Origin of the sequence: [Phormidium] sp. LEGE 05292 (genome assembly GCF_015207735.1) — a bacterium.
Lineage (GTDB): Bacteria > Cyanobacteriota > Cyanobacteriia > Cyanobacteriales > Aerosakkonemataceae > Floridanema.
The window spans coordinates 1-14,733 of record NZ_JADEWG010000017.1 but is presented as its reverse complement, the minus strand read 5'-3'; the positions used below and the strand labels follow the sequence as shown (position 1 = coordinate 14,733).

The 14,733-nt window shown below is 38.6% G+C and carries 8 protein-coding genes; 2 read left to right on the top strand and 6 right to left on the bottom strand.

The annotated features are described in order from the left end of the window. Nucleotides 1-189 precede the first annotated feature (189 nt). The 3 genes from IQ264_RS07325 to IQ264_RS07315 all read right to left on the bottom strand — a co-directional run bounded on the left by IQ264_RS07325 (nt 190) and on the right by IQ264_RS07315 (nt 8,710). A complete protein-coding gene (locus IQ264_RS07325) occupies nt 190-3,714 on the bottom strand; it encodes an AAA-like domain-containing protein (protein WP_228061348.1) in 3,525 nt (1,174 codons plus the stop codon). Nucleotides 3,715-3,785: 71 nt separating this feature from the next. Continuing rightward, on the bottom strand, nt 3,786-6,443 hold the full coding sequence (locus IQ264_RS07320) for an AAA-like domain-containing protein (RefSeq protein WP_193980061.1): 2,658 nt from the start codon (nt 6,441-6,443) through the stop codon (nt 3,786-3,788). Between the two features lie 86 nt (nt 6,444-6,529). Then, nucleotides 6,530-8,710: an AAA-like domain-containing protein gene (locus IQ264_RS07315; RefSeq protein WP_322744626.1), complete on the bottom strand. Its 2,181-nt coding sequence runs from the start codon at nt 8,708-8,710 to the stop codon at nt 6,530-6,532. 528 nt (nt 8,711-9,238) lie between these two features. Between IQ264_RS07315 and IQ264_RS07310 the strand changes: the two genes are divergently transcribed. After that, nucleotides 9,239-10,390: a sensor histidine kinase gene (locus tag IQ264_RS07310; RefSeq protein WP_193980059.1), complete on the top strand. Its 1,152-nt coding sequence runs from the start codon at nt 9,239-9,241 to the stop codon at nt 10,388-10,390. 343 nt (nt 10,391-10,733) lie between these two features. Then, nucleotides 10,734-12,113 carry an aldehyde dehydrogenase gene (locus tag IQ264_RS07305; RefSeq protein WP_193980057.1) on the top strand — a complete coding sequence of 460 codons (1,380 nt, stop codon included), beginning with the start codon at nt 10,734-10,736 and terminating at the stop codon, nt 12,111-12,113. Between the two features lie 165 nt (nt 12,114-12,278). Here IQ264_RS07305 and IQ264_RS07300 read toward each other — a convergent pair whose 3' ends face one another. The 3 genes from IQ264_RS07300 to IQ264_RS07290 all read right to left on the bottom strand — a co-directional run bounded on the left by IQ264_RS07300 (nt 12,279) and on the right by IQ264_RS07290 (nt 14,455). Continuing rightward, complete coding sequence (locus tag IQ264_RS07300; RefSeq protein WP_193980055.1) at nt 12,279-12,875, bottom strand: sulfite oxidase-like oxidoreductase; 597 nt, start codon at nt 12,873-12,875, stop codon at nt 12,279-12,281. A 157-nt stretch (nt 12,876-13,032) separates the two neighbouring features. Next, complete coding sequence (gene rpmF, locus IQ264_RS07295; protein WP_193980054.1) at nt 13,033-13,209, bottom strand: 50S ribosomal protein L32; 177 nt, start codon at nt 13,207-13,209, stop codon at nt 13,033-13,035. A gap of 181 nt (nt 13,210-13,390) precedes the next feature. Then, nucleotides 13,391-14,455: a hypothetical protein gene (locus tag IQ264_RS07290; protein WP_193980052.1), complete on the bottom strand. Its 1,065-nt coding sequence runs from the start codon at nt 14,453-14,455 to the stop codon at nt 13,391-13,393. Between the last annotated feature and the right edge of the window lie 278 nt (nt 14,456-14,733).

Here is a 14,733-nt window from a genome sequence, read left to right as displayed (position 1 = left end):
TTCTATTTTTCCTGACTCTGGTACTATTCACTATAATTATAGAAAATGTTTAGATTTGCGCCATTGGGGAAATTACGACTCTTTTCTCCCATTCTACAAGTATCGAACTTATGCAAAAATCTGGTTTATTGTACGTAAGTCAGTTTTTCCAGCAATTGCGTTCTTTACATCAATGCCGAAATATCACAATTAGGGAATTTTTGCACAAATACGGGCTGCTTTCGGATGAGTGACAAAGTAATCTTTTAACCATAAGCAACCACGCCTCAACAATTCGTCTAATCCTTCCACGCGCCAACGCCTGACTGTACCATCTCTTCCCCCAGTGACTAAGTATTTTCCATTGGGGCTAAAACTAACACTGTAAACTCTACCTTCGTGACCGTTAAATTGGGCAATTAACTGTCCTGATGGCAACCATAACTGTGTGGTTCCGTCTTGTCCAGCCGTAGCCAATAGCTGACCATCAGGGCTGAAAGTAGCACTCAATACTCCACCCTGACCAGTACTAAAGTTATTTAATTCTTTACCAGACAAATTCCAAACACGAATGGTCGTATCAGTTCCGCTACTGACTAACTGTTGACCATCTGGACTAAAATTGACACTCAACACTTCGCCTTCATGACCCCTAAATGTAAACAACTGTTGTCCCGATAAATTCCAAAGTCGAATAGTACTATCTTTTCCAGCTGAAGCTATGTATTGCCCATTCGGACTAAAACTAACGCTATTAACTGAACCTTGATGACCTTTAAACAGAATAGTTGGCTGTAGTGCGGAAATTTTCCAGAGGCGCACAATCCCATCTTTTCCACCTGTAACGATACTTTGATTATCGGAACTAAAATTAGCACTGTAAACTCTATCTGGATGATTTAGCGATCGCACTAACCTGTTTGATTCCCAACTCCATAGTTGTACTCTTTTGTCATTTCCTGCCGTAGCAAATAACTTTCCATTCCGACTAAAAACTACACTATTAATTCCATTTTTATGACAATTAACTTTAGCTAAAGTTTGGCCTTGGAAGTTCCAAACTTTAGCCATACCATCTTGTCCAGCTGAAGCAAAATACTTTCCATCAGGGCTAAAATTAACACTCCAAACTTCGGCGCTATGTCCTTGCCAACTTGATATTAATTGCCGCGAACTTTTCAAAGGCCATTCCCAGTTCCAAATTCGCACTTTCCCATCTCCGCCTGCTGTAGCGAGGATTTTTTTATTCGGACTAAAGCTGAGGCTTTCCACCCGTCTTTGATGACTAGGAAATTCTGCTATTAATTGTCCAGATCTATCCCAAAGTCTAGCTTTGCCGTCAACTCCGGCAGTAGCTAAGTATTTGCCATCGGGACTAAAACTGATATTTAATACAGCATCTCTGCTATTTTTCCATTTTTCTAAAGGTTGTCCAAATGAGCTTTCGGCAAGATTCCAAAGTCGAACAATTCCATCTTCTCCAGTAGTGGCTAAGCGTTTTCCCTTTGGATCAAAACTAAGACTAATGACAGATCCTTGATGTCCTGTTAACTTCTTGAGTTCTCTTCCTGATGAATGCCAAATTCTTGCTGTTCCATCTCTACCAGCAGTAGCAATATATTTGTCATCTAGACTAAACATTGCATTCCAAATAGAACCTTGATGACCTTTTAATTCTATTAATTGTTTACCTGATAAATCCCAAATTCTCGCTGTGCCATCTTCTCCCGCAGTCAAAACACGCTTACTATCTCGACTAAAACTGACACTCCAAACTTCGCCTTTGTGTCCTTTTAATTGTCTCAATTCTTTGCCTGATAAAGTCCAAATTCTCGCTGTGCCATCTTCTCCTGCCGTAGCAATATATTTACCATCTGGACTAAAACTAACACTTCGTACAGATTGATTGTTATGACTTTTTAAATTTATAGTTTTGTTGTGAATAATATCTACAATTTGGATAATTCCATTTTCGGCTGTAGTTGCTATATACTGTCCACTGGGACTAAAACTAACGCTAAAAACTCTACCTGAATCAATATTAAAAAAATTTTCTTCTTTAATATTACCTAAAATATGTTGAAGAGTTGATACAGGAATGAGTGCAGGGTATTTCTTCCCATAGCGAGATTGTTGAATTATTTCTCTTAATTTCTGTCCGGTTTGAATAGCTGATAGTAAAGCATCTAATTGTTCAGTCTGGAATTTTCGTAAAGCGCTATCTGCCTTTTGTTCTAAACTTAAGCTTTCTTTGGCTTTGTTTAACGCATCCATAGTTTGTCCAGTTGTGTGTGCCCATACCACTACACCGATCGCACAAGCTGTAGTTAAAGCTAATCCCACAAAACCTGTCCGAATGGTTCGTCTAGCTTTTTTCTGTGCCGCTTTTAAAATTCGATTAGCTTCAATCTCTATTTGTAGAGCAATTTTTTGGCTAGCAGATAAGAACTCATAATCCTGATTACTTAAATTTTTATTTTCCGCCCAAGCTAAAGCATCCTGCAAAGCTTGACCACGCAATAATCGGGATTCATCCTGACATTTTGAATCTAACCAAGCTGTCAATGTTTCCGCATAAGGTCGGAGATTACTTAATTCTTTTTTTACCCAATTCAAATTAAAAACCGAAGCATAAATTGGATTATAAATTTTTAATTTACCCTGTTGTTCGACAACAATACCTAATAAACGCAATTCCATTGATTCCAAGCTACCATCAGCTAATACTTCCCCATGTTGTAAAATTTGCTGATATAAGCCTAAAATTCTTGCCAAACGTTCACCTTTGTTCAAAAAGCGATCGCGAATCGTTCTTAAATGTTCTGGTTCATCTTGAGCTTCCCAATTTTCAATAATCCGGCTTTGCACTGAATATTTAATCACCTCTACTTCTGCACCATCATTAATAAAATATTCCGAATTTCGGACAATTTTACATAATCTCTGAGTCAAAAAAGGTTGTCCACCTGTCCAAAACAAAATTTCTTTTAACACCGCTTTAGGATTGCTAGCTTTATCTATGATTCCACTAGCTAATGGTGCAGCTTCATCTAACTTAAACCCAGATAATTCAATAGCTTGACCAATATTAAAAGGTGTGCGGTTTTTATCCAAAATTAAATCCGAGGGAGTTGCTACACCCAATAAAGCAAAACTCAAGCGTTGATAATCGGAATTTTCCGCCCTTTTGTTATAACAGGCGCGAATAAAAGCAAAAAAATCATCACTAGAAAAATTTAAACTTAAAACGCTGTCAATTTCATCTATAAAAATGACAATATTTTTGTCAACTTCTTTTAATAAGACTTCTTCAATATACTCACTAAAATTTTGTAATGGCGAAAGATATTGGCGATCGCGCCACCAACTCCGCGAACTAACTGTTAAATTAAAATTCGTGACCAACTTGTGCGTAATTCCCGCATACCATTGCTCGATCGTAATATTCTGACTACCAATAGCTGTCAAGTCAATTCCTGCACAAACAACCCCTTCGCGTTGTAATCTCTGCATTGTTTGCACTCGCAAACTAGATTTACCCATTTGTCGCGAGTTCAATACATAACAAAACTCTCCAGATTTTAAAGCTTGATATAAATCTTGATCTGCTTGTCGCTTGACATAAGTCAGCGCATTGACTGGCAAACTACCGCCTACTTGATAATAAGAATCTAAATAATAATCTTGATTCATTTGTGTATTATTGGGAGCGATCGCTGTAAAATTTCCAGTCATTACTTTGGCACCTTTACTAATTCAATTTCTTCGCTTTGGCTAGATTTAGCGATGAAACAATCAGTTCCAAGCTATGTAGTTACACCTCCGATTTCTTTTAATTTTTCAGGATGGCTGTTGAGATAATCTCTTAACCAATCATCAGCTTTTACTAATAACTCATTTAAACTAACAATTTCCCAAGAAGTGATAGTACCATCCTCTCCCCGACTAGTTAAATATTGCCCATCAGGACTCAATCTCACGCCATACACTCTCGTATATTGGCTACACAATGGCACCAAAGGTTTCCTTAAATCCCAAATTCGGAACGTTCCATCTGCACCTGCGCTTGCTAAATATTTCCCATTTGGACTAAAGCAAACATCCCGAACTGTAGCCTGATGACCATTTAATTGTAATAACAGCTCTCCAGACAAATTCCAAATTTTAATTGTACTATCCTTACCAGCCGTAGCAATATTTAATCCATCAGGGCTAAAACTGATACTTTTAATTTCGCTATGTTCAGTTTGCCATTGAAACATTTGCCGTTTAGAAAAGTCCCACAATCGTAGAATATTACTTTTTTCTATCATCACTAAACGTTGTCCATCAGGACAAAAAGCAATTTCCGTAATTTTTCCGTGAATAGTTTGATTAACTTTCAGTTCCAAAGGTTGTTGTTGAAAACGCTTCCATAAACGAACTATCCCATTACGAAATGCCGCAGTAACACATTCTCCATTTGGGTGAAAGCCAACAGTACTTATCCAACTTCGATGAATATTTCTGTTAGCTATCTGCTGTCCTGAGAGATTCCAAAATTTAATTCCATCTTCAGCAATTGTCACTAAATTTTTACCATCCGGGCTAAATTTAGCTTCAATTACTGCACTGCTATGATGCTCAAACTGATGGATCTGCTGTCCAGATAAATGCCAAATTCGAGTACTATCATCCTCTCCTGTGGTAACTAAATGCTGCCCATCAGGACTGAAGTTAACATTCCAAACTTCTCCTTGATGAGCTACAAATTCAATCAATTTTTCACCTAAAATACTCCATATTTGGATTTTACCATTACGACCTCCAGTTGCCAAAAACTGGCTGTCAGGAGAAAACTTAATCGAAGTAATTCCTAGCCAATCACCGTAAAATTTGTTTTTTTCCCGGATGTATTCTACAATAATCTTTAAAGCTAATAAGGGACTAAAACAGGGATATTTTATTAAAGATATCTCATCATTAATTAGCAATTTTAAAGCTTGCCCCGCTTGCAAAGCTAACAATAATCCGTCAATTTGTTGATTTTCAAATAATCGTAAAGCACTAATTCCAGTTTTGTCAATAGTTGCTGCTTCTTGAATAATTTGCTCCTTATCTTCAGCAGATGAATGAATTTCTTGTAATCTTTGATGCGCTTGAGTAATTTCTCTTGTCTCTAAAGATTGACTAGCAGTTAAAAATTGAAAATCTTGAGTACTTAAGCTTTTATCTGCTGCCCAATCCAACGCATCTCGTAAAGCTTTTCCGCGTAATAAATATGTTTCATCTTTTCTATTTGTGGCTTCCCAAGCCACGATCGCATCTGTGTAAGGACGTAAATTAGCTAAAGCTTCATCTACCCACTGGCGATTAAAAACTAACTCATAAATCCGATTGTAAACTTTTAATTTACCATCTTTTTTTACAACTAATCCCGATAACTGCAACTCTAATTGGTCTGAATTATTATTCGCTGAAATCTCGCCTTGCTGCAAAATTTGTTGGTAAATTCCCAACAATCTACCTGGTTGTTGGCAACTTCTCAATATGCGATCGCGTATTGTCCGCAAATGTTCCGGTTCATCCTGTGCTTCCCAATTTTCAATAACTTGAGAAATAATAATCTTTTTAATCCAATCTTTTTGATTATAAATCTTATTGTTCGGATTCAAATTTGCTGCACAACCGAGATAATTTTGGATAATTCGACAAACCTTTTGCGTCAAAAAAGGTTGTCCACCAGTCCAGTTTAAAATTTCCTTTAAAACCACTTTAGGCGCGGGAACTTTTCCCTGAAAGCCTGTAAGTAAAGGTTCTACGTCTGCTAATTGAAAACCACAAAGATGAATTGCATGACCAATATTAAAAGGCGTACTTTGGTGTTTAGTATCAATTAAATCATTAGGCGTTGCTACACCCAACAGTGCAAAAGTTAACCGCTGATATTCTGGTCGATCGGCCCGATTATTATAACAAGCCCGAATCGCTGTAAAAAAATCATCGACTCGGAAATTTAAACTCAGAACACTATCAATCTCATCGATAAAAATGACGATTTTTTGATTTATTCGACTCAGCAATACTAGTTCAATAAATTCATTAAATCGCTGTACAGGAGAAAATAAATCTCTTTCTCGCCACCAACTGCGTAAATTAAAATCAGCCGCCAAACTAAAACTATTAACTAACCTTTGAATTAGTCCTGCATACCATTGATCCGGTGTAATTTGCTGACTACCGATCGCCGTAATATCGATCGCAGCACAAGCCACGCCAGACTCTTGCAAACGCCGCATTGTTTGCACTCGCAAACTCGATTTCCCCATTTGTCGCGAGTTTAAAACATAACAAAATTCCCCCGCTTGTAACGCCTCAAATAACTCATCATCTGCCTGTCTTTTTACATAAGTGGGAGCGTCCACTGGCAGACTTCCGCCTACTTGGTACATATCCGCAGAATTTCTTAAGTTTAAGTCAGCCATGCGATTTTAGATTTTAGATTTTGGATTTTCTCATAAGCCCCCCAGCCCCCCTGCTAGTTCAAAAAACAATTAAAATAATTAACAACTTAATCTAAGCGATCGCGCAAATAAAACCGATACAGATCGCATCTTGGAGTACATTCATTTCCCTGCAAATATACTAAACCCATACTATGCAATTTAAACGCTGACAAAGCTTCTAACCGCACTGGAGTATCAGCATTCATCACCTCTTTAATTCCTCCCGCCAACTCTGAATGCTGTTGCAAATTCCACAAATGTCGGCGTAAATGATCGGCATAAAGTCCTGCTTCTGTCGGCGCAATTGCTAACAATTCATCCAAAGAAAGATCGCCACGTTGAATATGATATAAAGCCAACCTGATTAAATAAGGATGACCCCCTACCATAGCCATCAATTTTTCAACTTCTGTCCCCTCCCATTGCAATCCATAACGCTTAGCTAAATCTTGAACTTGTTCTTGATTAAACTCTGGTAATTCAATGGGTAAGCCTACATTAAACGGTGATTGATTAATACTAATTGGGATATAAACCTCCGTTGAATGTACCACCAAAAGTCGTAACTTTTTCCAAATATCACGATTTTTAGCATCTTCATGCCAAGCCCGTAATAAACCAAAAAAATCAGCCGCTATTTCTGGATATTGAAACACACAATCCACTTCATCTAATCCCAAAACTAAGGGACTTTCGATATTCTCTAATAAATATTCCTCAAAGTAAGCAGTGCAGTTATCTTTACTGCCAAAAATTTCATCCCAATAATCATCCAACCGATTAGCTAACCGCAATCTTCTCGCTATACTAGCAGCAAACCAGCGTAAAAATTTATCCAAATCAGTAAAAACTTTCCCATCAGCTAATTGAAAACTTAAAGGAACCGCATTAAATCCAGAATTTGCCGCATAATGTAAAATTCTCGCTAACAAAGATGTTTTACCCATTTGTCTAGGAGCCTTAATTCTAATTAAAGAACCTGGCTGTAAAACCGTTTCATAACATCTTAATTCAATTGGTGGTCTTTCGACATAAAAAATTGAAGCTAACTCTACTTGACCTTCTGGTATTTCAGGAATTTGAGGGAATTCGGGAATAGCTACAGGCAAAGGTTTAGCTTGGGAATCTGATATTGCTACAGGATGTTTTTGACTTTCTGTTGTCTCTTCTTGAGCTCTTCCTTCTGTAACTATTTCCAGAATTTCTTGGACAATATTCTGAGTATCTTCTGGATTATGCCATTCTCGCTGCTGAATACAACTTAAATATTCTCGTAAGTTGTAATTTAATGGAGAATTGAGGGGAAATTTAACCCGAATAGGCAAAATTATTGGTTTACCTTTGGAATTGCGATCGCGCAACTCCTTCGCCCTCCGCACCTCCTCAATCACCATTTCACTGGTTACAGACTTCTCAGATAACAACAACAATAAATAATCACTTTGTTTTAATTCTGCCTCAATTCGTTGCGGCCATCCTTCCCCCAAACGAATACTTTGTCCCGCCATAAAAGCTTCATGTCCCGCAGCTTTTAAAGCTCTATAAAATTCTTCAGCTAAACTCAAATCAGGATCGTGACTGCGATAACTAATAAAAACTTTCTTATTAGTTGATTGCTCAATATCTAAAGCCGGAATTTGGTAAACTGTAACAGGTTCTTCAATACCTTTAACTTCCCGCACCTCTCGATAAATTCCCGGTAACGGCAAGCGATTTTTCACGACATCATAGACAGTTTGGGAAATACAAATACCACCAGCTTGAGCTGCTGTTTGCAACCTGGCTGCCATATTTACACCATGACCTTTAACTTCCCCACCCACAAAATGAGCCACATCTCCTAAATGAATCCCAATTCGATGTTTAAGTACATTATTTTCCGGCAATTGAGCAGCAGTTTTAAAAATTACTTTTTGAATTTCTTGAGCACAAGATACCGCATTTACCGCACTAGAAAAGTACATAAACAATCCATCACCAGTATCTTGGACTACTCTGCCCTTAAATTGTTCACAGATTCGTGTCATTAGTTGCAAGTCGCGGTTAACTAAAGCCAAGGTACGATTTTGGTTAGCAGCCATTTTGGAAGTGTATCCCTCTACATCCGTAAAGACTATAGCGGCTAATGTACAATCTGCTTCTATTAACGGTGTTTCCTGGTTTTCCTTTGGTTCCATAAGTGGAGTTTCCTCGTATTGGCTCAGCTTAGAAGGTGTGAGGAAATTAGATTTCTGTTGATTATTCACAAATTTTAGTTTAATTCAGGGAACTTCTTGAGGCTCAAAGAATAGCGATCGTCATCCCATTTTGCTAAAATTTGCTTTCATACCCTAATTCTTCAGGTGATTTTTCTGTTTATTGTCCGTGTAATTACTATCCTGGAAATCTCACTTGAGAATCTTCTCCTTCAGTCCCGTTATATGTTGACAAACTCATGATTTTTCTCATATTCCACATAATTGTTAACATTTCTGATACCATAGTCCCTAAAATTGCCATAAAAAATCAAAAATTCAGTTAGTAACGTAAGTTATTATTTAAATTCTGTACGATGTGTCAGAACCAGAAAACTACTGTCCTTACCTAAAAGTGTAGTGTTTGACGCAGCTTACAGATGACAAAACCACCCAGAATTAATAACTGGCAACTTGAGTTACTAGCAAAGATCTATTTCGGGAGGATGATGTAAACTTAATACTCAGTGGGAAAAAATATTACTAAGGTTGATTGACAAAAAACAGTTGTTAAAAATCATTTCCAAAACTTCTTCTACTATGAATCGTTTTTTATCCTCTAGCTCTGTAGGAAAAGACCAGATTTTGGTTGTGGATGATTCACCTGATAATGTGTTTCTCATTCAAGCTATTTTGGAAGAAGAAGGCTATGAAGTTAGTACAGCTTCCGATGGATTTTCTGCTTTAGCTCTCATTGAAGAATCACCACCCGATCTATTATTGCTAGATGTTATGATGCCTGGAATGGATGGCTTTGAAGTCACCCAACGAATTCGTCAGAACACAAGTTTACCATTCATGCCCATTTTGTTAATCACTGCTTACGATCATCTTAGTGTAGCCAAAGGATTAGACAATGGTGCTGATGATTTTATCCACAAACCAGTAGAAGTGGATGAATTACTAGCAAGAGTACGTAGTCTCTTGCGATTAAAACACAGCATAGACGAACGCGATGCGATCGCTCGTCAGAGAGAAGATTTTGTTTCCCGTCTCACTCATGACTTACGAACACCTTTAATTGCAGCCGATCGAATGCTCGTATTAATTCGTCAAGGAGCATTGGGTGAAATCTCTCCCCCAATCTTAGAAGTGCTAGATACAATGGTTCGCAGCAACCACAATCTCCTAGCAATGGTAAACACATTGTTAGAAGTTTATCGTTATGAAGCTGGACGGAAAACACTTAATTTTACCCAAGTTGATTTGAAGGAAATACTCAAAGAAGCAGTTCAAGAACTGCAACCTTTAGCCAATGAAAAAAACTTGTGTTTAAACCTTGATTTAGGTCAAAAACCAGCAGATTTGTTAGAAAGAAAAATCACTGTGGAAGGCGATCGCTTAGAATTACATCGAGTTTTTATCAACCTAATTGGCAACGCCATTAAATTCACTGAAGCTGGATCGGTAGAAGTTCGTTTGATAACTCAGGATGATAAGAAAAACAATTCTAAATCTTCAATTTTAGTAGAAGTTGAAGACACAGGGCTGGGTATTTCCCCAGAAGATCAAACTAAATTATTTGAAAGATTCCGCCAAGGTAAACATAAACAAGCTGGTAGCGGTTTAGGTTTACATCTTTCACGCCGCATTATAGAAACCCACCAAGGAACCATTGATGTTAAATCAGAAGTAGGCAAAGGTAGTTGTTTCACTGTCTGTTTACCAGTCAAACAATCTGACAAATCCTAAATCCTCTCTCTTGTCTTTAATTGTTAGACAGCCAAGAGCAACTTCCTTAAAAAAAGGAACAGAGAACAGCAAGAAAGAAGATTTTGCCGCTCAATAAAGTAGTTTCTTTCGTTTTTCTCGTTCCCACCCAGGTTCAACCTGGAAACGAGAGCAAGGGAGGTTCTACCTCCCCTGCTGCAAGACCTGAAAAACAGGGAACAGAGAACAACAATATAGAAAATTTCATTGCTCAATAAAATAGTTTTGAAATTTTCCCTTGTTGCCAATTCACTCCTAATATCCCATAAAATGAACTCTTGGTTTTCACGATTTTCACTATTGTTTTGCCTGCACTTGAACTCAAATGATTACTCAACAATTAGCAGTACAAGAAATTCTCCAAGAACAACGCAAATTTTTCTCCACTGGTAAAACCAAAGATATTGCTTTTCGCTTAACTCAACTAAAAATTTTAAAACAAGCAGTTTTGGACAACAGAGATCAAATTATAGATGCCTTAAAAGCAGACTTAAACAAACCTATATTTGAAAGTTATATCACCGAAATCGGAGCGATCAAAGAAATTGATTATGCGATTAAAAACTTGAAAAAATGGAGTAAACCCAAAAAAGTATCAACTCCCTTAGATCAATTACCTGGTTCAGCCTTTATTTATCCAGAACCCTTGGGAGTAGTACTAATTATTACTCCTTGGAATTATCCTTTTTATCTGACAATCTCGCCTTTGCTTGGTGCGATCGCAGCCGGAAATTGCGTCATAATAAAACCATCAGAAAATTCCCCTCATACCTCTAATATTATTGCTAAAATCTGCCAAAAAAACTTTGACCCTGCCTATATTGCAGTTGTAGAAGGCGGTGTAGAAACCAGCCAACAACTATTACAACAAAAATTCGACCACATCTTTTTCACAGGCGGTACAGCTATTGGCAAAATAGTCATGGAAGCCGCCGCCAAAAATCTAACACCAGTCACCTTAGAACTAGGTGGCAAAAGCCCTTGCATTATTGATAGTGATATTAACATTGAATATACTGCTCGCAGAATTGCCTGGGGAAAATTCCTCAATGCAGGGCAAACTTGCATCGCCCCAGACTATCTTTTAGTTAATCAAAAAGTTAAACAACCCTTGTTAGATAGCATTAAAAATTGCGTCCAAGAATTTTACGGAGACGATCCAGAAAAAAGTCCAGATTTCGCTAGAATTATCAATCAAAAACAATACAACCGTTTAGTAGAACTATTAAAAAGTGGTGAAATTATAGTCGGTGGAAAAACCAACCCAGAAACTTGCTACATCGCCCCTACATTGATTGACAAAGTATCTTTAGATGCGCCAATCATGCAAGAAGAAATCTTTGGGCCGATCCTACCAGTAATTGAATATAGCAATCTCGAAGAAGCAATTTCTATAGTTAACAACCAACCCAAACCTTTAGCCCTTTACTTCTTCTCAAAAAATCAAGAATATCAACAACAAATTTTACAAAAGACTTCCTCTGGAGGTGTTTGTATTAACGACACCATCATGCACATTGCTGTTACAGAATTACCCTTTGGTGGAGTAGGTAATAGCGGCATAGGTAGCTATCACGGTAAAGCTAGTTTCGATACTTTTTCCCATCAAAAAAGCGTCTTGAAAAAATCCTTTCTAGTAGACATTAAAGTGCGCTATGCACCTTATTTAGGAAAAATAGATTTAGTGAAAAAACTGATGAGTTAAGGATTAGTAGATACGTTTCATGAAACATCTCTACCAATACTCGTTCCCAGGTTGAACCTGGGAACGAAACGCAGAGGCTCTGCCTCTAGGCGGAAGATCTGAGTTAAAAATAGGAAAGGAATAAATACATCTTTCCCCAGCTTGATTGTCTTCAAAAATTTTCAACTAAAAACCACCACTGTAACGTTCTTCCGCCCAAGGTTCACCTCGACGGTGATAACCATTACGTTCCCAAAAACCCAATTCTTCATTGTTTAAAAATTCCAAACCATTAATCCACTTGGCACTTTTCCAAGCGTAAAGATGAGGAACAATTAATCGCAAAGGGCCACCATGTTCTGGAGGTAAAGGTTCACCAAACAAAGTATGAGCAAAAAAGTTTTCTTCGCGCCAGAAATCTTCCATACTAATGTTAGTGGTGTAACCCCCGTAGCAGTGTTCCATAATATGTTTAGCTTTGGGGTCTACCTCAATATGTTGCATAAAATCTGTGACTTTTACCCCAGTCCACTGCACATCTAATTTCGACCAACGAGTTACACAGTGGAAGTCAGCGGTGAAATTAGTTTGAGGCATCGCCATAAGATCGGACCAAGTAAATCTTGCCTCTTTTGCTAAACCCCAAACGCGAAATCCCCAATTTTCAATGCTAACTTGGGGCGTACTACCATAAGTCAGTACCGGAAAACCTTTGCTTTCGTACTGACCGGGAGGGATGCGATCGCTCATTTCTGGCCCAGGTTTCTTGAAAAACTTCCCCATCTTTAAAATCCGATAACAATTTAGACTTTTCTGTGCTAACACAACAGAACCTATCTCTTCCCTGTTATATCAGCGCCTAGTTAAATTCTGTAACAGAATCGGTAGCGGGATAGAAAATAGAGCGATCGCTAAAATTACGCAAACTTCCAACCCATCTCTAGGATTCTTCCTCTTCGTCTTCATCCTTGGAAGGATAGACAAACGTAGAACGTCCAGACAAAATCGACTTACCCAAACTCAAAGCTTTTTGAGCTTGTAATGCTGCTTTCCGTCTCCAAGTCGCTCTACGTTGGTCACGTTTTGCCTTCGAGGTTTTCTTCTTAGGAACCGCCATAATCCTATATTTGCTATTAGTAGACAACCCTCCTATTGTAGGGCATTACCACGCTACCCGATCCCAGTTTTATCACAGAAGGCAGAAGGCAGAAGGCAGAAGGCAGAAGGGAAAAACCGTAAAAACAAGGGTTCTGGCTTTTCATCTTGCCTTAACCGTTTTGGCGGTTACTATAAAAACCTCATTGTCCACCAGTAGTGCCATTGATACCGTTAACACCAGTAGTTCCGGTCGTACCAGTAACCCCAGTAGTGCCATTGATACCGTTAACCCCAGTAGTTCCGGTCGTACCAGTAACCCCAGTAGTGCCATTGATACCGTTAACCCCAGTAGTTCCGATCGTACCGTTAACTCCGGTAGTGCCGTTGATACCGTTAACCCCAGTAGTTCCGATCGTACCGTTAACTCCGGTAGTATTATTCAGACCATTTACACCAGAGTTGTTACTACCAGGATTATTGAACAATACCGTACCATTGGCATTGTTATTTCCGGGAACACCTTGTACACCAGCATTACCAACAGCATTTTGTCCGCCCACATTACCAGGGACACCTTGTACCCCAGTATTACCAGTAAAACCTTGCAAGCCTGCGTTACCTGGGGAATTTTGGACATCAGCATTAACAGATACAACGTTACCGTTGGGAAGCACTTGTGTCCCACCGTTATTAGTGACAACTACGCCGTTGGGAAGTACCTGTGTCCCATTTCCAGTAACTACAATCCCGTTGGGAAGTACGCGCACACCGTTAGGAAGTGTCTGTCCGACAGAGGCAGCGTTTGTAGGTTGAGGTTGATTGGCAACGTTATTGTTGGGAGATGCGGGAGTTCTCAAGCCGAGAAGCGATCGCGAATTAGGAAAATAAGTAGCCAAGCGTTGAAGATTCTGACCACTTGCCCAAGTTTGGCGATCGACATTTAAAGACATAATTGGTACAACTTGACCAGCATTTTGACCCAAAATCGTCACAGAAACTCTTTTTGCTGAAGGATTTTGATTAAAAGAACGGGTTAAAACATTTTTTGCATTTGTTTGTGCCCTAGCAATTAAAGACTCGTAACTTTCATTAGGCTGACGATTCAAAGTCATATCAATACGAGTACCGTTGCTATTGATGAGAATTTCCGACTGCGCCCTAGCAGGAGTAGTTATAACCAGAGTACTTCCTAACCCTGCCAAAGCAAACAACATAGGAACAACCAAACGGCAACTTTTTAGCAAAGATTTATTAAACTTCCACATAATTAACCTAGCTCCTAATTCCTGATCGGCATCCACTGCGGTCTGTCTAAATTTAGGTTAGCTAGGTACTTTCCGAGTTTTATCTGTTTCCCGAAATAGAAGTTGCCTAGTCTAGAGAAAGATTTACGGAAGTGGGGAGATGGGGAGATGGGGAGATGGGGAGATGGGGACACGGACAAGGAGACAAGGAGACAAGGAGACAAGGAGACAAGGGGACAAGGGCATAGGGAGAAATAATTTAACTATCTATTCTCTTCTACTCTCCCTACCTCCCCATC